Here is an 18012-nt window from a genome sequence, read left to right as displayed (position 1 = left end):
AACGCGCTTAACAGCGAATGCAACGCGGGCTTTACGGCTTTCGTTATAACTCATCATTCGTTCAACTTACTTTTATAAATTAAAAAAATTTAAACATTTAATGCCTGATAGTTTTACATTATTTTTACAAATACATATAATTCCTTACGTTCTTCGCTCTGTCCGGGAGCGTCCAACCAACATGATATGCGGTATGCGCTTTTATTTGTCTGATAATGCGCTGTTTATATAAGATGTTTTGGTTTTTTCGACTGATGTCGTATGGGATGAAATATGGACGAACAACAAGGTGGCGGTAGGGGCCTGTTCTTTACCGTTTACCGGGTACTTTTTGCATTACTAAGCTTTGGCACTGGACTCTTTTTCACTATCTGGGGGGGCAAACTCCTCTCTCTCGGCGGCAGCGCCTGGTATCTGTTAGCCGGTCTCGCTTATCTGCTTATCGCCGTCGGCTATCTTGTCCGCAGCCGCTATGTCCTGCCTTTTGCCATTCTGACTTTCCTGTTGACCCTTTGCTGGGCGCTGTATGAAGTGCAGCTCAGCTATTGGGGCCTGATCCCCCGGCTGGTCGTTCCCGCGCTGATGCTGATGCTGGCGCTGTGGCTGGCGGCGACGCTGCCGATCCGGCCTGCGCGCAGACGCTACGCCAACTGGAGCGCCTCGGCGATTTTCCTCCTGCTGCTGGCGACGCTGGTCTCCGCCTTCTACCCGCACGGCGGTATTCATCACGGCGTGGTGAAAGCGAGCGACGCCAGCACGCCGACCCTGGCGTCAAAAAGCGATAACTGGGCGTTTTTCGGTCGCGATGCCTCCGGCACCCGTTTTGCGCCGTACGATGAGATCACGCCGCAAAACGTCAAAAACCTGAAAGTCGCCTGGACGTATCACACCGGCCGCCGGCTAACCGGCGCCGGGATTGGCGTCGATGAAAATACCCCGCTGCAAATTGGCGACACGCTGTACTCCTGTACGCCGCTGAACGTGGTCACGGCGCTGGATGCGGATACCGGGAAAGCGCGCTGGCGTTTTGACCCGCACGCAAGTACCGCCGAACACGTCACCTGTCGCGGGGTCGGCTATTACGATGTACAAAGCGATGATTCGCTGAGCGCAGAAGAGAAGGCCAGCCCGGCGCTGCAGCAGTGCCCGCAGCGTATTCTGGTGTCCACGGTCGACGCCCGTTTGATCGCCCTGAACGCCAAAACCGGCGAACTGTGCGATGACTTCGGCGACCACGGTAGCGTCGATCTGAAACAGGGTATGGACAATACCGAAAACAGCAAACGCTACCACCCGACCTCAACGCCGGTGATTATGGGACATATTGCGGTGCTCGGCGGCTGGGTGCGCGATATCGTGCACGGGGAGCCGTCCGGGGTGGTACGCGCGTTTGACGTACGTAACGGAAACGTGGTGTGGGCGTGGGACGTCGGCCAGCCGGAAAACGTTACCGACCCGGTAAAAGGTCGCGTCTATACCCTCGAAACGCCGAACGTCTGGACGGTGCCGGGCTTTGACAAAGAGCTGAACCTGATTTATCTGCCGACCGGTAACGGTCCGCCGGACTACTGGGGCGGCGATCGCAACGCGGCCAAAGAGAAATACGGATCTTCCGTGGTGGCGGTGGACGCCAGCACCGGCGAGACGAAGTGGGTCTTCCAGACCGTGCATCATGATATCTGGGACTATGACCTGCCGTCGCAGCCGGTACTGTTCCATATGAAAAACGAGCGGGGCGAAGAGGTTCCGGTTCTGATCCAGACCACCAAAACCGGGCAGATTTACGTACTCGACCGGCGTACCGGTAAGCCGGTGACCCGCGTGGAAGAGCAGCCTGTCGCCCATGACGGCGCGGAAGGCGAGCATCTCTCCGCCACCCAGCCGTTCTCCACCGGCATGCCGCAGCTGGGCGTCGAGCCGCTCACCGAGAAATCGATGTGGGGCGTGACGCCGTTCGATCAGCTGATGTGCCGTATCGACTTCAAAGCGTCGACTTATCTTGGCATGTACACGCCGCCGTCAGAGAAGCCGTACATCGAGTGGCCAAGCCTGCTGGGGGGCATGAACTGGGGCGGTATCACTATCGATGAGCGCACAGGAACGCTGTTCGTCAACGATATGCGGATGCCGTTGAGAATGTCGCTGGTGCGCAAAGAGGATATGGCGAAATATAAAGTCTCCACCGACGAGGTGCCCGGCTTTATGGGAACCGTGCGGCCGCAAATTGCCGGGCCATACGGCGGCGTGCGGATCGATATTTTGCAGTCGGCGCTGGGCGTTCCCTGTAATACCCCGCCGTTTGGCACCATGAGCGCCATTGACCTCAACACTCGCCAGCTGTTGTGGCAGGTGCCGATGGGGTCGGTGGAGGATACCGGTCCGCTGGGGCTGAAAACGCACATGCATATCCCGCTGGGCATGCCGACGCTGGGCGGCCCGACGTCAACCGCTTCCGGACTGGTGTTCTTCGCGGGAACTCAGGATAACTACCTGCGCGCGCTGGATTCCGCCACCGGTAAAGAGCTGTGGCGCGCTCGTCTGCCGGTTGGGGCAGTGGCGGCGCCGCTGATCTATAAATCACCGAAAAGCGGTAAAGAGTACGTGGTGATCTCCGCCGGGGGCGCCAGCCACTCGCCGGACGTGGGCGATGATATTATTGCCTTCGCGCTGGAAGAGTAGCCGCAGCCGTTTCGCTTTTGCGCAAGTAACCGCCCCTGTGGGCGGTTTTTTTATGGTCCGAAGCCTGGCCGGCGCTAAACCGCGTGACAGGCGACGTGGTGGCCGTCGGCGACCTCCCTTAATAGTGGAATATCGCGACGGCAGCGGTCGCTGGCCTGCGGGCAGCGGGTGGAAAAGCGACAGCCGGAAGGCGGCCGGGACGGGTCGGGAATTTCACCTTGCACCACCGCGACCGGCTCGCTGTCCGGATCGAGGGTCGGTACCGCCGCCAGCAGCGCCCGGGTGTAGGGATGCAAAGGCCGGCTGAATAGCGCATCGCGGCTGGCGGTCTCCACCAGCTGCCCGAGATACATCACCGCCACGTCATCGCAGAGATGTTCTACCACCCCGAGATCGTGGGAGATAAACAAAAACGTCACCCCATGATCGTCGCGCAGATCGGAAAACAGATTAATAATCTGCGCCTGAATCGACACATCGAGGGCCGAAATCGGCTCATCGGCAATAATAAAATCCGGGTTTAAGATCAGCGCCCGGGCAATGCCGATGCGCTGACGCTGGCCGCCGGAAAATTCGTGCGGGAAGCGGTTGTAATGCTGCGGCGCCAGCCCGCAGATGCGCATCACCTCAAGGGTTTTATCATACAGCTCCGCCCGGCGACAGAGCTTGTGCTCCAGCATCGCCTCGCCAATAGCGTCGCCGATGCGAATGCGCGGGTTTAACGAACTGTAAGGGTCCTGAAACACCAGCTGGATTTTAGGCCGCAGCGCGCGCATTGCCCGCGGCGGCAGTTCGGCAAGTTCCTGACCGCGAAACTTGACGCTGCCGGCGGTCTTCTCATACAGCCCCAGCAGCGTGCGGCCAACGGTGGTTTTCCCGCTGCCGGATTCGCCCACCAGACCAAAAATCGTTCCCCGGCGAATCTTAAAGCTCACGCCATCCACCGCCCGCAGTACGCCGGTCTGCTGACCGAACAGCCCATCGCGCAGCGGGAAGTGTTTTTTCAGCCCATCCACTTCAATCACGTATTCATGACTCATGTCACGGACTCCGAAAGTTCACAGTAAAAGCAGGCGGCCTGCCGGTCTTGCCCTGACAGCGGCGGAATGCTCTGTCGGCAGCGCGCGGTGGCTTTTGCGCAGCGCTCGGCAAAGGCGCATCCGGCGGGAAGGGCGGCGAGGTCCGGCACCTGGCCGGGGATTGAATAGAGGCGTCGGCGCCGCGCCCCCGGCACCGGCCGCGAGGCAATCAGCCCCTGAGTATAGGGATGCTGCGGGTGACGCAGAATCGCGGCGGTCGCGCCCTGCTCGACGATACGCCCGGCGTACATCACCACAACGTGCTCGGCCATCTGCGCGATAACCCCGAGATCGTGGGTAATCAGCATCATCGCCATCCGGTTGGCCCGCGCCTGGTCGCGCAGCAGGCGCAGGATCTGCGCCTGCACGGTGACGTCCAGGGCGGTTGTCGGCTCATCGGCAATCAGCAGCTTCGGCTGGCAGCTCAGCGCCATGGCAATCATCACCCGCTGCAGCATGCCGCCGGAAAGCTGATGCGGATAGCTGGCCATCAGGCTCTCCGCGCGCGCCAGCCCGACATCCGTCAGGCGCTGGGTAGCGTGTTGCCATGCGGCCTTCGGCGGCTCGCCGCGGTGGCGAATCAGCGGTTCGCAGAGCTGCTCGCCGACGGTGAGTACAGGATTCAGGGCGGTCATCGGCTCCTGAAAAATCATCGCCAGCTGATTGCCGCGCAGGTCGGCCATACGGGCGTTTTTCAGCCGCAGCAGGTCCTGGCCCTCAAAAAGAATTTCCCCGCCGTCAATGCGCGCCGCCTGCGGTGGCAGCAGACCCATTAACGACATGGCGGTGACGCTTTTGCCGCAGCCGGATTCGCCGACCACGCCAACGGTCTGCCCGGCGCGAATAGTGAACGACACATCCTGTACCGCGCGTACCCGGTTTTTGTCGGCGGCAAAAGAGACCGAAAGCTGATTAAAGGTGATTAATGCGCGACTCATTTCAGCCTCTGTTTCATTTTAGGGTCCATGGCGTCGCGCAGGCCGTCGCCCAGCACGTTGATGGCGATGACGGTGATAAAAATGGCGATCCCCGGCGGCATCCACAGCCAGGGCCGGCGCTGAAAGTCGATCAGGCTGTTGGCGGCGTCCATCATATTGCCCCACGACGGCGTCGGCGGTACCACGCCAAGCCCGAGGTAGCTGAGCGCCGACTCGCTGAGGATGGCGTTCGCCACCGCCATGGTTGCCATCACCACCAGAATCGGTACCGTATTCGGCAGCAGATGACCAAACAGACGGCGTCGCGCCGACAGTCCCAGCACCTGGGTCGCCAGCATAAAGTCGCGCTCGCGCAGGGAGAGGCACTGCCCGCGTACCAGCCGCGCCAGCTTCGGCCACTCCAGCAGGCTCAGCATAATCACCACCATATAGATGCGTGAGTCCGGTGAGAAATCGAGCTCCGAGAGCATCGCGCCCGCGACAATCAGCAGCGGCAGGCCGGGGATAGTCATCACCAGATCGGCAAAACGCATAATAAGTTTATCGGTCAGGCCGCCGGCGTAGCCCGACAGCGCGCCGAGCAGATAGCCAAGGGTGACCGACAGCAGCATGGTCAGCAGGCCGATAATCAGCGAAATGCGCCCGGCCAGCAGCAGGCGGGTGTAAATATCGCGACCGAGAAAGTCGGTACCCAGCCAGTGTTCCGCGCCGGGCGGCCTGTTAATCATCAGCGCGTCGGTGGCATCGTCTTTCCACGGCGACCACAGCGGCCCCAGTATGCACCAGAGGGCCATTACGACCAGCAGCAGCAGGCACAGCATCGCCAGGCGATTGCGGCGCAGCGCCTGCCAGGCCTGACGCCAGGGGGATGGGGTCACCTGCGCCAGCGCCGGGATTTCCGCCTTGCGCAGGCGTCGGTTAGCAGAAAACAGAGAGCTGAGCATCAGGACCTCACGCGAATGCGCGGGTCGACCCACGCGTAAAGCACATCGGCAATCAGGTTGCCAAGAATGGTCAGCACCGCCAGAAACAGGGTAAAGCCCATTAACACCGGGTAGTCGCGGGCGGCCAGCGAATCGATATGAATATGCCCGGCCCCCGGCCAGTTAAACACTTTTTCGGTAATGATCGCCCCGGAGAACAGCCCCGGCAGCTCGAAGCCGAGCAGGGTGATGATCGGCAGCAGGGCGTTACGCAGGGCGTGCTTCAGGATAACCGTGCGTTCGCGCAGCCCTTTCGCGCGGGCGGTGCGGATAAAATCCATTTTCACCACGTCGAGCATGCTGGCGCGAAAATAGCGGGTCAGGCTGCCCGCCTGGAGCATCACCAGCGCCAGTACCGGCAGCACCAGATGGGCGGCGACCTGCAGCACATACTCCCAGCCGCTGTCGTCGCTGCCGGTATTGGTCATGCCGCCCACCGGTAGCCAGTGCAGGTCGACGGCGAACCACTTGATGAGCAGCAGACAGAGAAAAAAGGTCGGGAACGACATGGCGGCGAACACCGCGACGCTCACCAGATGATCGAACGCAGAATTGGGCTTCAGCGCTGAGACCACGCCCACCGTCAGGCCAATTCCCCAGTAAAACACCAGCGCCACGCTGGCCAGCAGGAAGGAGTTCCAGATGTACTGGTTGAGCAGCTGGCTGACCGGGATCTGGTACTGCAGCGAAAACCCGAGATCGCCGCGCAGCAGCTGGCCGAGCCAGTGGATATAGCGGGTGAGCAGCGGCTGATCCAGGCCGTAAATGGCTTTCAGTTCGGCGGCGCGGGCAGCTGTGAGGGTGATATTGCCGTCGATAAAATCGCCCGGCGTTTTGGCAAACAGCATAAAGATAATCAAGGAGGCCAGCAGCAGCATCGGCAGCGTTTGCAGCAGCCGTCTCAGGATGAAATTTCTCATGACATTCTCACGTCAGCCGCCGGTCATCCCGGCGGCCGGGGATTTACTTAACGATTTTGACATCCGGCAGGCTGCCGGTCAGGCCGTTGTAGATATCCGGTTTGAAGCCGGTGACCCGGGCGCTGCTCGCCGAGAGAATTTCACGGTAGCCGAGAAGGATCACCGGCGGGTCCTGCGCCAGTACCTGATACAGCTGGTGGTAGATAGGCTTACGTTTCTCGACCTCGAGCACCGAGTTACCTTCGGTAATCAGCTTATCGACCTGCGGGTTGTTATAGCCGGACTCTTTCGCTTCCGCGCTGTAAAAATCCCACACGCCATCATGCGGGTCGTTAAGGGTACTGGTGCTGAACGACGCCAGATCGTAATTACCCGACTTACGCTGCGCCATCAGGGCGTTGAAATCGACGACCTGCGGTTTTAACAGGACGCCGATCTGCTGCCAGTTCTCTTTGGCGATGGGGATCAGCGCATCGTTGAGCACTTTCTTGCTCACCAGCAGCGTTAACTCCAGGCGTTTGCCCTCTTTGACGCGGATACCGTCCGGCCCCGGTTTCCAGCCGGCTTCGTCAAGCAGCTTTTTCGCCTGCGCCGGGTCATAGTGATACGGGTTCACCCCCTCGGCGTTCCATGCCCAGGAGATCGGCGCGATAGGCTCAATCGCCACCTTGCCGTAGCCCTGGTAGACCACATCAATCAGCTTCTGACGGTCGAGGCCGTAAATCAGCGCCTGGCGTACCTTCACGTCCTTCAGCGCCGGGCGGCGGACGTTAAATTCCACCTGGCTGTAGTCGCTGGAGCCGTAAAGGTTGATGTTGGCAAAGCCGAGCATTTTCAGCTGTTCGATATCGTCAGGACGCGAGGTAAAGGCGTCGTAGTCGGTTTCACCCGTCTGGAAGAGCTGGAAGTTGGTTGACGGGTTGGTCACGCGATAGATAAAGCGCGGAGTGGGCGGCGTACCGCGATAAAAATGGCTGTTGGCGTGGAAACGAATCTCCTGGCCGGGGATGTATTTGTCGTAAACGTAGGGACCGTTGCCCAGCGGTTTGCCGTGCAGGGTGCGCAGATAGTCGAGATTGCCGCGCTGGTAGCCTTTGCCGTAATAGGCTCTGGAGAGTACCGGACCGCCAATTTTTGCCAGCGTCGTCGCGCCCGGCTGGGTGGTGGTCACCTGCAGCGTTAAGGGGTCAAGCACTTTCAGACCGCTGACGCTATCGGCTTTCGCCGCTTTGTACTCCGCGCCGCCGGCAATATTGGCGAGCGTGATATCGGTATCGCCGTCGTATTTCGGATCCAGCAGCACGGTAAGGGTAAAGGCGACATCGTCGGCGGTCAGCGGCGAACCGTCGCTAAAGGTCAGGTTGGGGCGCAGCTTGATGGTGTAGACCTTGTTATCCGGACTCACCGTCCAGCTTTCGGCGAGACCCGGCACCAGATTGCCGTGGCTGTCCCAGTCGATCAGGCGAGAGAAAATCACGTTGGTGACGTTCTCATCCCAGCCGTTGACGAAGAAGTAGGGGTTAAAAATGCCCTGCGGCTCGGAGATGCCGGCCACGACGGTATCTTTGCGCAGCTTCGCGGCCGCGGGGATCTGGCTGGCATCGCTGGCCGGGGTGATCCCTTCTTTTAAAATGTCGTCGGCGATGGCGACCGAAGAAAATGCCACCGCGCCGCCGAGCAACGCGATTTTCAGAGCAAGCGCGAACCGCGTCTGTTTGCTTTTTAACCCGTGCAGTAGTCTGGACAAAAGTGCTCCCTCATCAAAGAATTGCGTAAAATATTTACAAATCATGACGAAAGATAAGAGGCGCACCGCGCCCTGTCTAACACCGAAAAGCTATGGCTTATAGCGATTTAGCATTAGCAATAATTCAGAATTAATCTGTCATTTTTGCGCTAAGCGCCAGCATTCTCTGCTGTTTACGGGGTGAAGGGCTGCCATCCGGCCGCAATGCCGCGGTAAGCAGTATGTAGTGTGCAGCGATCGCGGGCAGCCCCGTGACGTAAGCCAAATGTTTATGGCGTCTGCCAGAGGGTCTCCGGCTCGGCGAAACCCTCTTCGACCCGGGCAAAGAAGCGGCTGGCGTGCAGGCCGTCAACAAAGGCGTGATTGAATTTGCCCGCCACCGGGATAATGCCGTTTTTCAGCTTGCCCCAGGTGAGGGCAGGCACCGCCGCGCCGACGTAATACTCCGCGTGAGTGATGGCGCTGAAATGCAGCCACGGCAGGCAGCTGGCGCAGAAGAAATTCTCGCCGTTGACGATAAGCGGTGCCGGCGCGGTATGTTTCGCCGCTTCAATGTTCGGCGTGGCGGCATGGCTGAAGGCGGCAAAATCGGCGGCGTTGTCGCACCAGACCTGGCGAAAGCCTTCCTGGGCGGTCATCACCGGCGTCATTACCGCCAGCTGGTCATATTCGATAATATCGTCACCCAACTGCCGCTGTTTCAGCTGCGGCACCCCGTTCGCCGCGCGAACCAGGGCGTAGAGCGCCAGCTGGAAAAACGAGACGCCGCGATCTTTCGCGCACTCATATAGCCGCTGCGCTTCGACAGGAACGCAGAGATTAAAGCTGGGGTTGGCAAAACCGCGATAAAAATCAAAATGATCTTTTCGCGGCCAGTTTTGTTTGTCGATTACGCGATAGTTGGCCACGGGCGTCTCCTGTTGAGTCAGTGCCTGATACTATGCGACGATTTCAATCAGGTTGCCATCGGGGTCTTTAATCACCGCTTCATAATAGCCATCGCCGGTGGTCCGCGGCGGCGAGACCAGAATCCCCTGCGCAGCGGCGCGGTTTGCCAGCATATCCACCTTTTCAGCGCCGCCAACGGTAATCGCCAGGTGTACCCAGCCGGTGTGGTTGTTATCCGCCGTCTGCGCGACAAGCCCCGGCTTGGTCATCAGCTCAATGGCAATGCCGTCGCCAATCTTGACAAAAAAGGACTCAAAGCCCGGGTTGGTTTGGCTGCAGTACTTCTCATTAATCTCGCCGTCGAAGAAGGCCACCCAAAAGCGGGCCTGTTGCTCAAGCTGGCGGGTCCATAGGGCGATGTGGGCAATTTTCATAGCAAACCTCTTTATAGGGTGTATTGACAGTCAGGGGCTGAATGCACGATTATGCACTTTGTTGCTCGATAAAGATTTTATCAGGAGTTATTTGTGCTCGATTATGCTGCTTTTCCTAAACAACGACAAGCGCTTATTTGCCAGATCCTGCAGGAGAACGGCAGGGTGGTTTGCGCCGAACTCGCCAGCCGCCTTAACGTCTCCGAGCATACTATTCGCCGTGATTTACATGAACTTAGCCGCGAAGGGTACTGTAAAAAGGTCTACGGCGGCGCGGTGATGACCCTGCCGGAGGCGGGGGACTATAGCGAGCGCAAAGAAAAAAATACGGCGACAAAAAGCAGGATCGCGCAGAAGTGCGCAAAGCTGGTGAAGCCCGGCGGCTGCATTTTTATCGATACCGGCACCACCAACCTGGCGATGGCGGAAGCGCTGCCGGCGGAGCTGGCGTTAACGGTGGTCACGAATTCTCCCGAGATCGCTGCCGTACTGCTCAAAAAACCGCTGTATGATGTGGTGATGCTTGGAGGTCAGATCCAGCGGGCCAGCGGCGGCTGCGTGGGCGCCTCCGCCGTGGCGCAGATTCAGGGCATGCTCTTCGAACAGGGATTTATCGGCGGCTGCGCCATGGCGCCTGAGTCCGGTCTGACGGGCTTTGACTACGCCGACTGTGAATTTAAAAAAGCGGTGATAAAACAGTGCAGCGAAATCATCGTCGGCCTGACCTCGGACAAAATCCCTGCGGTGGCGCGCTTTGTGGTGGTCGAAAGCAGCGCCATTGACGTGCTGGTGGTCGAGGAGAATATCAGTCGCGAATATCGCGACGCGTTTAGCGAACACGATATTCGTATTTATACCGTTTAAACGGTTTGCTGGCCTACTTTGACAGCGAAGTGGCAATCAGGCGCAGGCCGAGCGCGCCCAGCACCGTGGCGGTGACGATATCGATCTTACGCTTCATGCGCAGGTAGACGCTGCGCGGTCGCGCGGAAGAGAGCACCAGGGCTACCAGCGAATACCAGCTGACGTCAATCAGGAAGCTCATCAGCGGCACGATATAGTAAAAGGCCAGCGGGATGCGCTCCGGCAGCAGGGCGGTAAAAATAGAGGCGAACACCAGCGCCGTTTTTGGGTTGCTGAGCTGGGTATAGAGGCCATCGCGGAAGGTTTTCAGCAGGGAATGTTCCGCCGCCATGCCGCCTGCCGCAAAATCCATCGGCTGCGCCGCGCCGCGGTAGATTTTATACCCCAGCCAGAGCAGATAGAGGCCGCCCGCGACCTTCAGGCCAATAAACATTTCCGGCACCGCGGTCAGCACTTTTTGCAGCCCCATCATGGCCATAATCGAAAAGATAGCCGCCCCCGTCCCGGTTCCCAGCGCGGTGACCAGACCATGCATCCTTGAGCGCGCAACGGCGTTGCGGGCCACGTAAATAAAGCTTGGGCCGGGGCTGATCACGCCCATAATGAGTACGGCGGCAATGGCCATCAGGCTGGATAAAAACATAAACGCTCCTGGTTGATGTTGAGCGCTAAAGTCGCATCCGGCTCCCGCTCATGATTGTTTCACCGTCAAAAAATAAACAATCTTTAGCGTGCTGTCACCCGACTTTACGGCGCGATGTTTCATCGCCTGTTCGAATAACGATTCCCATTTCGCGCGTCGGTGATAAACTGGCTAAATGTGATCTTTGTCATATCGTCATTAAAACAGAGAAAAGAGACACTGCTATGCAACATATCATTGAGGGCTTCCTCAACTTCCAGAAAGAGATTTTCCCGCAACGTAAAGAGCTCTTCCGCAGCCTGGCCTCCAGCCAAAATCCTAAAGCGCTGTTTATCTCTTGTTCCGATAGCCGCCTGGTGCCGGAGCTGGTGACCCAGCAGGAGCCGGGCCAGCTGTTTGTGATCCGTAACGCCGGGAATATCGTGCCCTCTTTCGGTCCTGAGCCGGGCGGGGTTTCCGCGACGATCGAGTATGCCGTTGTGGCCCTGGGCGTGACCGATATCGTCATTTGCGGCCACTCCAACTGCGGCGCGATGAAAGCCATCGCCACCTGCCAGTGCCTGGACCCCATGCCTGCCGTGTCCCACTGGCTGCGCTACTCCGATGCAGCGAAAGCCGTCGTGGAGAAGAAAACCTGGGCCAACGAGACCGATAAAGTCAACGGTATGGTGCAGGAAAACGTTATCGCCCAGCTGAACAATATTAAAACCCACCCGTCGGTTGCCGTGGGTCTGCGGGATAGCACGTTGCGTCTGCACGGCTGGTTCTACGATATTGAAAGCGGTGACATTCGCGCGCTGGATAAAAACAGCAAAACCTTTGTGTCGCTGTCGGAAAACCCTGACGTTTATTTCGAATAAACTTCTCTTTCAGGGCACGGAAGCCCTGAGATGCCCACCTCCTGCCATAAATTTCCTGTCTGCCATACTCATTACGGCTTCCTGAATGATTTCTTAAGGAGAAGTGATGATTAAGCTGTGCGCAACCTGCGGGACGTCTTATGACGATCGCGGCAACACCCTGAACCATTGTCGTATCTGTGAGGATGAACGCCAGTACGTCCCGGCCAGCGGGCAGGTCTGGATCAAGCCAGACGATCTGACCGAGACGCATACGAATACGTGGCAGCAGCATAACGATCGGCTGTTGAGCGTCAGGACGGTACCGAAATTTGCAATCGGTCAGCGCGCGTTTCTGCTGCTCACGCCGCAGGGGAATATTCTCTGGGACTGCATCGCCAATCTTGATGCCGCCAGCAAAACGCTGATTACCGCCCTGGGCGGGATAAACGCGATCGCCATCTCCCATCCTCATTACTACACCACGATGCAGGACTGGGCCGACGCCTTTAATGCGCGAATTTATCTCCACGCCAGCGATCGCGAATGGATTATGCGCGATAGCCCGGCCATCACGCTATGGGAAGGAGATGCGCTGGAGATCCTCCCGGCGGTGCGGCTGCTGCGCCTGGGCGGCCATTTCGCCGGAGGAACCGTTCTGCACTGGGCGAAAGATGACGGTATTATGCTGGCGGGCGATATTATCCAGGTGACGCCGGGGGGGCGCGCCGTTTCGTTTATGTGGAGCTATCCCAATTTGCTGCCGTTGGCGGCCGCCAGCGTGGAGAAGATCGTTGAACGTCTGGGCGATACGCCTTTCGGGGCGCTGTACGGCGCCTTTAAGGGGCAGAACGTCCCCAAAAATGCCCGGCAGATCGTTTTAGACTCAGCGCAGAAATACCTCGCCTGTCTTAAGACGACGGCGCACCGCTGAGGGCGCGCCGCCGCGCGGGATTTACAGCACGCCGTCGCCGCCGTCGGAGCACCACACCTGGCCGGAGGTGAAGGAGCAGGCATCAGAGGCAAGGGTAACGTACAGCGGCGCAATCTCCACCGGCTGCCCGGGACGCCCCAGCGGCGTATCGGCGCCGAACTGACGCACCTTCTCATCCGGCTGGCCGCCGCTTGACTGCAGCACCGTCCAGTAGGGGCCGGGGGCGACCGCGTTTACCCGGATACCCTTCGGCCCCAGCTGTTTGGCCAGCGATTTCGTGAACGCCACCAGGCAGGCTTTGGTTTGCGCGTAGTCCAGCAGGATGGGGCTCGGCTTAAAGGCCTGGACGGATGAAGTATTAATAATCGCGCTGTGTTCTTTAAGATGACGCAGGGCGGCTTTGGTGATCCAGAAGGCCGCATAAACGTTGGTTTTGAAGGTGGCGTCAAAGTCGGCGGTGGTGAGTTCTTCCAGTGATTCGCAATATTGCTGGCGTCCGGCGTTATTGACCAGAATATCCAGCCCGCCGAGTTCGCTGGCGGCCTGTTCCACCAGGGTTTCGCAGAAGGATTCGTCGCGCACATCTCCCGGAATCGCGACGGCTTTACGTCCTTCGGCCTGAATCAGGGCAACTACGGTTTCCGCATCGGACTCCTCTTCCGGCAGATAGTTTATCGCCACATCGGCGCCTTCGCGGGCGAAGGCGATCGCGACCGCGCGCCCAATCCCGGAATCGCCGCCGGTAATCAGGGCGCGCTTACCGGCGAGCCGACCGGAACCGACATAGCTCAGCTCACCGTGATCCGGCTGCGGCTTCATCTCTTCGGCAAGACCCGGCGGCGATTGCGGCTGGTCAACAAAGGGGGGACGGGGATACTTCTCGGTATTGTTAGCGTTGTCGCTCATACTGACCTCCTCGTGTTAAAAGAGTAAGCGTAGTTGCCTGGTCAGCCTGCCGTGGAATATTGAAGAATAATTGAACGGCTTCGCTTTTATAATTTTGGCGCTTTGATTCCTTTCCCAACGGTAATTTACTGATTGCCGGGAAACTTTTCAAAATGAGAGGCACCAGCAGCGTTTGGCATTTTAGGATTATTCTATCGCAAGCCCGACGGTATATTTAGCGCCTTTTTAATGCTGCCCGGTGCGCATATTTACGCGGGCGGTGAAGTCGTAAAAAATATTTCCCGGGCGATTCATCAGGTACGGAACTTGTGAAAATGAACATCAGCAACCAGACTTATTAAGACAAGACAAAAATATGCCGGAGGTATGGTTGATGAAAAAATTACTGTCCGTTATTTTCTGTGCGCTAATGGCTCAGGGCGTTTATGCCGCGGATGACGGGGGATTTAAAAAAGATGCCGCTCCGCCGCCACCGCATAAAATTGACGATGGCTACCGCGGGACGGAGGACGGGCGAATTATGACCGTGCGCCAGGCCCTGGAAATGCACGATGGGGCAACCATCTCATTACGCGGCAATCTTATCGAGCAGCACGGTAATGACCGCTACAGCTTTCGCGATAAAACCGACACCATTGCAGTGATTATCCCCGCCGCGGTTTTTGATGGCCGCGAAGTGAAGCCCGATCAGATGATCAGCATCAACGGCAGCCTCGATAAAAAAATGACGCCGCCGGTAGTGCGGGTGGACCGGATCCAGAAATAACCGCTCAAGCAGGAGGAATTGATGTCCGTACAGCATCCAGCCGACCCGGATAAGCGGGGCCGTCATCCGTCGAAAGAGGACCCGCGCGAGCAGGGGGAAGTGCCGCGTAAAAGAGACGACAGCGAAGATCATAAAAAAGATCCCTGGCATCCCCAGCCTGAAAAGCGTTAACAATAGCCGCCCGTCAACGGGCGGCTATTTTTCTTTCCTACAGATCGAGCGGGGATAAACGCCTGCGCGAGCGGCTTGCCGGCTGGGATATCGCTTTCGCTATCGCCGCGCCGATCTCCGCGCAGGCGGTGATACCCTGAACGAAAGGCTGGTCGTGCATCAGCCAGGGAATGGCGGCGAACGCGATGCGCCCCCGTACTTCGGGCGGTTCCCGCAACGTATAGTCGTCACCGACATCAGGAATCTCTTCTCCGGTCGCCAGCAGCTGCTCCCTTAAATGCGGGAAGGGAAGATCTTTATTTTTCAGAGGCTTTTGCCCTCTGGCATCAATAAACACATCAAACGTATAGCGATTTTGTTCGCTGGTAATCACCGTTTTTTCCTGCTCTACCGCCATCTCATAGTCATGCCCTAAGGCGAGAATACTGATGACGCCCGCTTCGCGCAGCGCCAGCAGCCGGCGGATGGACTCCGAAGGAATGGCGGCATAGCAGTCGATAAAGACCCGCGCAAGGCCATTTTTGAAACGCTCCCGGTCATGGTCATTAAGGTGAGGCACCATCGCCTGAACGGCTTCATGCAGCCGCAGGATCGCGTAGCGCCAGGGAACCGTATATCGCGCGCGCTTGTTGCGCTCAACTTCTTCAAGGTTATCCAGCGCCCAGTGGAACGGATTATGCTTCTGGCGTTTAGCAAACCACGCCTCGCTAAAGCTGTCGGCGTTAAGGCTGTGAAGGGCGATATTTTCGCTCCATAGGGGGTCGGCAAGCGTGATTTCCTGCGCCACCAGCTCAAAGACGCGATCGAGCAGACCGTCGCTGCCCGCGGCGATGGCTTGTTCCATCGCGCTTTCGCTGACGATGCTCAGCGGCTCCCAGGGAATGGGGCAGTAAAAATCCGCTTCCGGCAAAATGCCGGAGCGCGACATCAGCACGATGCTTAGCGCCTCGCTTGCCTCGTCCAGCCTGAAGGCGAGGGCGTCATCGTCAGACCCGATAAACCGACCGTGCTGGACGGCGACGGCCATCGCGGCGTCAATTCCGCTTAGCGAGGTGCCCATAATGCCCACCCGGCAGGGGGGAATGCTGGCCTCCATAAGGCCAGACCACGGGCTGGGAAACCAGGTGCGGGTCGACTCTTCTTCATCGGGCCAGACGTGTCCGGTGGCGATCACCGCGAGGTCAAAGGCTTCAGCGACCGGCTCATCCTCGACCCACAGTCTGACCCCTTCTTCGGTCGCCTGCAGGTCGCTGACCCGGCAGGACTCATTGACCCGGATGCGAAAGCCCTGCTCCCTGGCCTCTCCGACCAGCGCAAGAAACTGGTCGCGAAAGTATTCACCCAGCAGGATGCGCGGTAAAAATTGACGATCGTGCAAAGCGTCGTAATCCACGCCATAGCGCGCAAGGTGCGTCCGGCTCTGGGCTTTCAGCCAGTCGAGATAGGTGCTCTGAATGGGGGGGATTTCAATGCTGGCGATATTGGCCAGCATCATGCGCGAATTCTCTTCATCGCTGTAGGGCATGCCCACGCCCGCCTCCTCGGCCTGCTCGTAAATTGACACGTCCAGCGGCTCGCCCTGCTTGAGTAATGAGAACAGGGTATAAATTCCGGTTGGACCTGCACCGATAATGGCAATTTTCTTCATAATGACTGACCCGCCGTTGTTGTTATCACATTTGTTGTCGGTGGCCTTCCGCCAGTTGAAAAGCTCCACGATAGATCATTTCCGGGTAACGGAAATCTGGCCCAATAATTGTGGTTCAAAATGAGGAAGAGGGCCAATTGCTGGCGCGCCTCTTCCTCGGGGTATACATATTAACGACTTAACAGGCTGGATAACGCAGATGACAAAAAGCTGATGGGGATTGACCCCACCAGGATTCAGATGATTGATCGTCCCAATGAAACCGGGTGACACCATCGGGTTTTGTATTCACCTGACATCATGCCATATGAGTAGTACAGATTCAGATTATTCTCGGCGGCTTCTTGGTATAGTGCGGTGAGATTTTTCCACATGAGCATAGTCCCCAGGGAACCGGCATTGATATCTTTTCGATAACCGATATTGATGAAGTCCACAAACATTACGCCGTATGACAGATGCTGATGCTGCTCAACGAATAACAAGCGAGATGTCGCGTTTTGCTATTAATCCGGCTTTGGCGCGTCGAACTTGACATATTAAGCCGGGTTGCTATTTCTTAAACTGGCGCCCCGATAATAAGCGCAACGGTGAGGTGAAAAATGGCAAGTGAAAAAGAGAGGCTGCCCGGGATTAAAGAGAACGATTTTTTTCTTAATTTTGAATGCGCTGCCCGCCAGATAGGCCTCGGAATATTATTGGCGATCATACTGGCAGCCCTTTTGGGACTCTTTTCTGGAGGATATTTTAGCACTGCCGAAAAAACAACTGCGCAGCGCAATTTAACGGTGGCCTATGACCGCTTCGGTCGTTTGCAAACTGAATTCAGGCTAAAGATTACCGCCCATCCGCGGGTCGCGGATAAATATATTTTTAGCCTTGGCGGTGATTTTACCTCTTCTTTTGAACCAGACAGTATCTGGCCCCGGCCAGACAGGATGTACAGTCAGAACGACCGGCTCTTTCTGGTCTATAATGATCTGAAAAGCATGAATAATTTTTCTATATGGCTCTACGTTACGCCCACCCGCCCAGGTAAGTTGAACCACTCTTTGCAGCTAAACGGCGAACCCGAAATCCGCTTCTGGCAATTTATTTATCCTTAGGAGGATGCGATGGAGATGGTCTTGCGTGCGTTAGCGATATATTTAATTTTGCTGGTGGTGTTTAAAATCGCCGGCCGCCGGGCGCTATTACAAATGACCAGCTTTGATCTGATTTTATTACTTATTATCAGCGAGGCTACCCAGCAGGCGCTGCTGGGGAACGATTTTTCGGTGACCGGCGCAATGCTGACGATTATGACGCTGGTGGTCGTGGATATGCTTTTCGGATTAATGAAGAAATATACCGCTGGCGCAGAGTCAGCGCTTGATGGTTGCCCGGTGATTTTAGTCGAAAATGGCGTGCCGTTAATTGACAAGCTGAAAAAAGTGGACGTCTCCTGTGATGATATTCTGGTCGCCGCGCGGCAGAATCAGGGTATTACGGAATTAAGTAAAATCAAATATGCCATACTGGAACGGAATGGCCACATTTCTATTATTCCTGCTGAGAGTTAAAAAGGTCTTTT

The 18012-nt window shown here is 57.4% G+C and carries 19 protein-coding genes; 8 read left to right on the top strand and 11 right to left on the bottom strand.

Annotated features, from left to right (window positions below):
* Positions 1–273: 273 nt before the first annotated feature.
* Positions 274–2679: a membrane-bound PQQ-dependent dehydrogenase, glucose/quinate/shikimate family gene (locus FQK12_RS07180; protein ID WP_014229629.1), complete on the top strand. Its 2406-nt coding sequence runs from the start codon at positions 274–276 to the stop codon at positions 2677–2679.
* 74 nt (positions 2680–2753) lie between these two features.
* On the opposite strand, the gene FQK12_RS07175 is transcribed toward FQK12_RS07180, so the two are convergent.
* The 7 genes from FQK12_RS07175 to FQK12_RS07145 all read right to left on the bottom strand — a co-directional run bounded on the left by FQK12_RS07175 (position 2754) and on the right by FQK12_RS07145 (position 9668).
* Positions 2754–3719 (bottom strand): ABC transporter ATP-binding protein, encoded by a 966-nt coding sequence (locus tag FQK12_RS07175; protein ID WP_014229628.1) that lies wholly within the window; start codon positions 3717–3719, stop codon positions 2754–2756.
* Positions 3716–4696 (bottom strand): ABC transporter ATP-binding protein, encoded by a 981-nt coding sequence (locus tag FQK12_RS07170; RefSeq protein WP_014229627.1) that lies wholly within the window; start codon positions 4694–4696, stop codon positions 3716–3718. The genes FQK12_RS07175 and FQK12_RS07170 overlap by 4 nt, the downstream gene beginning before the upstream one ends.
* Positions 4693–5640, bottom strand: a complete 948-nt coding sequence (gene opp4C / locus FQK12_RS07165) for an oligopeptide ABC transporter permease (protein ID WP_004851599.1) — start codon at positions 5638–5640, stop codon at positions 4693–4695. The genes FQK12_RS07170 and opp4C overlap by 4 nt, the downstream gene beginning before the upstream one ends.
* Positions 5640–6599, bottom strand: a complete 960-nt coding sequence (locus FQK12_RS07160) for an ABC transporter permease (RefSeq protein ID WP_009652083.1) — start codon at positions 6597–6599, stop codon at positions 5640–5642. The genes opp4C and FQK12_RS07160 overlap by 1 nt, the downstream gene beginning before the upstream one ends.
* Before the next feature lie 43 nt (positions 6600–6642).
* Positions 6643–8346 carry an ABC transporter substrate-binding protein gene (locus tag FQK12_RS07155; RefSeq protein ID WP_014229626.1) on the bottom strand — a complete coding sequence of 568 codons (1704 nt, stop codon included), beginning with the start codon at positions 8344–8346 and terminating at the stop codon, positions 6643–6645.
* A 269-nt stretch (positions 8347–8615) separates the two neighbouring features.
* Positions 8616–9254, bottom strand: coding sequence for a CatA-like O-acetyltransferase, family 1 (locus tag FQK12_RS07150; protein WP_014229625.1), 639 nt, complete (start codon positions 9252–9254; stop codon positions 8616–8618).
* 30 nt (positions 9255–9284) lie between these two features.
* The gene (locus FQK12_RS07145; RefSeq protein ID WP_004851590.1) at positions 9285–9668 is read right to left on the bottom strand and encodes a VOC family protein; all 384 of its coding nucleotides are present in this window, start codon (positions 9666–9668) and stop codon (positions 9285–9287) included.
* A 93-nt stretch (positions 9669–9761) separates the two neighbouring features.
* Between FQK12_RS07145 and FQK12_RS07140 the strand changes: the two genes are divergently transcribed.
* Positions 9762–10532 carry a DeoR/GlpR family DNA-binding transcription regulator gene (locus FQK12_RS07140; protein ID WP_014229624.1) on the top strand — a complete coding sequence of 257 codons (771 nt, stop codon included), beginning with the start codon at positions 9762–9764 and terminating at the stop codon, positions 10530–10532.
* 13 nt (positions 10533–10545) lie between these two features.
* Here FQK12_RS07140 and FQK12_RS07135 read toward each other — a convergent pair whose 3' ends face one another.
* Positions 10546–11175, bottom strand: coding sequence for a LysE family translocator (locus tag FQK12_RS07135; RefSeq protein ID WP_014229623.1), 630 nt, complete (start codon positions 11173–11175; stop codon positions 10546–10548).
* Between the two features lie 224 nt (positions 11176–11399).
* Between FQK12_RS07135 and FQK12_RS07130 the strand changes: the two genes are divergently transcribed.
* A complete protein-coding gene (locus tag FQK12_RS07130; protein WP_004119381.1) occupies positions 11400–12035 on the top strand; it encodes a carbonic anhydrase in 636 nt (211 codons plus the stop codon).
* 106 nt (positions 12036–12141) lie between these two features.
* Positions 12142–12948: an MBL fold metallo-hydrolase gene (locus FQK12_RS07125; RefSeq protein ID WP_014229622.1), complete on the top strand. Its 807-nt coding sequence runs from the start codon at positions 12142–12144 to the stop codon at positions 12946–12948.
* Positions 12949–12969: 21 nt separating this feature from the next.
* On the opposite strand, the gene FQK12_RS07120 is transcribed toward FQK12_RS07125, so the two are convergent.
* On the bottom strand, positions 12970–13854 hold the full coding sequence (locus FQK12_RS07120; protein WP_014229621.1) for an SDR family oxidoreductase: 885 nt from the start codon (positions 13852–13854) through the stop codon (positions 12970–12972).
* 373 nt (positions 13855–14227) lie between these two features.
* On the opposite strand from FQK12_RS07120, the gene FQK12_RS07115 reads away from it, so the two are divergent.
* Together FQK12_RS07115 and FQK12_RS27250 are read left to right on the top strand one after the other, a co-directional pair.
* Positions 14228–14620, top strand: coding sequence for a YdeI family stress tolerance OB fold protein (locus FQK12_RS07115; RefSeq protein WP_014229620.1), 393 nt, complete (start codon positions 14228–14230; stop codon positions 14618–14620).
* 21 nt (positions 14621–14641) lie between these two features.
* Positions 14642–14791 carry a hypothetical protein gene (locus tag FQK12_RS27250; protein ID WP_004851580.1) on the top strand — a complete coding sequence of 50 codons (150 nt, stop codon included), beginning with the start codon at positions 14642–14644 and terminating at the stop codon, positions 14789–14791.
* 37 nt (positions 14792–14828) lie between these two features.
* Here FQK12_RS27250 and FQK12_RS07110 read toward each other — a convergent pair whose 3' ends face one another.
* Positions 14829–16439, bottom strand: a complete 1611-nt coding sequence (locus FQK12_RS07110; protein ID WP_038423433.1) for an FAD-NAD(P)-binding protein — start codon at positions 16437–16439, stop codon at positions 14829–14831.
* Positions 16440–16675: 236 nt separating this feature from the next.
* Positions 16676–16882 (bottom strand): transcriptional regulator, encoded by a 207-nt coding sequence (locus FQK12_RS07105; protein ID WP_032719240.1) that lies wholly within the window; start codon positions 16880–16882, stop codon positions 16676–16678.
* Between the two features lie 159 nt (positions 16883–17041).
* Between FQK12_RS07105 and FQK12_RS07100 the strand changes: the two genes are divergently transcribed.
* A complete protein-coding gene (locus FQK12_RS07100; protein ID WP_014229618.1) occupies positions 17042–17545 on the top strand; it encodes a hypothetical protein in 504 nt (167 codons plus the stop codon).
* Positions 17546–17554: 9 nt separating this feature from the next.
* The gene (locus tag FQK12_RS07095; protein WP_004136748.1) at positions 17555–18001 is read left to right on the top strand and encodes a DUF421 domain-containing protein; all 447 of its coding nucleotides are present in this window, start codon (positions 17555–17557) and stop codon (positions 17999–18001) included.
* Positions 18002–18012: the final 11 nt, after the last annotated feature.

This window comes from Klebsiella sp. ME-303, from assembly GCF_007910085.1.
Lineage (GTDB): Bacteria > Pseudomonadota > Gammaproteobacteria > Enterobacterales > Enterobacteriaceae > Klebsiella > Klebsiella michiganensis.
The sequence above is the reverse complement of the archived record's forward strand: the minus strand, read 5'-3'. Positions and strand labels throughout refer to the sequence as shown.

What these genes read in the sequence shown, in the direction of transcription:
- FQK12_RS07180 (WP_014229629.1), top strand. Translation starts at nt 274, where the DNA reads ATGGACGAACAACAAGGTGGCGGTAGGGGCCTGTTCTTTACCGTTTAC.
- FQK12_RS07175 (WP_014229628.1), bottom strand. Translation starts at nt 3,719, where the DNA reads ATGAGTCATGAATACGTGATTGAAGTGGATGGGCTGAAAAAACACTTC.
- FQK12_RS07170 (WP_014229627.1), bottom strand. Translation starts at nt 4,696, where the DNA reads ATGAGTCGCGCATTAATCACCTTTAATCAGCTTTCGGTCTCTTTTGCC.
- opp4C (WP_004851599.1), bottom strand. Translation starts at nt 5,640, where the DNA reads ATGCTCAGCTCTCTGTTTTCTGCTAACCGACGCCTGCGCAAGGCGGAA.
- FQK12_RS07160 (WP_009652083.1), bottom strand. Translation starts at nt 6,599, where the DNA reads ATGAGAAATTTCATCCTGAGACGGCTGCTGCAAACGCTGCCGATGCTG.
- FQK12_RS07145 (WP_004851590.1), bottom strand. Translation starts at nt 9,668, where the DNA reads ATGAAAATTGCCCACATCGCCCTATGGACCCGCCAGCTTGAGCAACAG.
- FQK12_RS07135 (WP_014229623.1), bottom strand. Translation starts at nt 11,175, where the DNA reads ATGTTTTTATCCAGCCTGATGGCCATTGCCGCCGTACTCATTATGGGC.
- FQK12_RS07130 (WP_004119381.1), top strand. Translation starts at nt 11,400, where the DNA reads ATGCAACATATCATTGAGGGCTTCCTCAACTTCCAGAAAGAGATTTTC.
- FQK12_RS07125 (WP_014229622.1), top strand. Translation starts at nt 12,142, where the DNA reads ATGATTAAGCTGTGCGCAACCTGCGGGACGTCTTATGACGATCGCGGC.
- FQK12_RS07120 (WP_014229621.1), bottom strand. Translation starts at nt 13,854, where the DNA reads ATGAGCGACAACGCTAACAATACCGAGAAGTATCCCCGTCCCCCCTTT.
- FQK12_RS07115 (WP_014229620.1), top strand. Translation starts at nt 14,228, where the DNA reads ATGAAAAAATTACTGTCCGTTATTTTCTGTGCGCTAATGGCTCAGGGC.
- FQK12_RS27250 (WP_004851580.1), top strand. Translation starts at nt 14,642, where the DNA reads ATGTCCGTACAGCATCCAGCCGACCCGGATAAGCGGGGCCGTCATCCG.
- FQK12_RS07110 (WP_038423433.1), bottom strand. Translation starts at nt 16,439, where the DNA reads ATGAAGAAAATTGCCATTATCGGTGCAGGTCCAACCGGAATTTATACC.
- FQK12_RS07105 (WP_032719240.1), bottom strand. Translation starts at nt 16,882, where the DNA reads ATGTTTGTGGACTTCATCAATATCGGTTATCGAAAAGATATCAATGCC.
- FQK12_RS07100 (WP_014229618.1), top strand. Translation starts at nt 17,042, where the DNA reads ATGGCAAGTGAAAAAGAGAGGCTGCCCGGGATTAAAGAGAACGATTTT.
- FQK12_RS07095 (WP_004136748.1), top strand. Translation starts at nt 17,555, where the DNA reads ATGGAGATGGTCTTGCGTGCGTTAGCGATATATTTAATTTTGCTGGTG.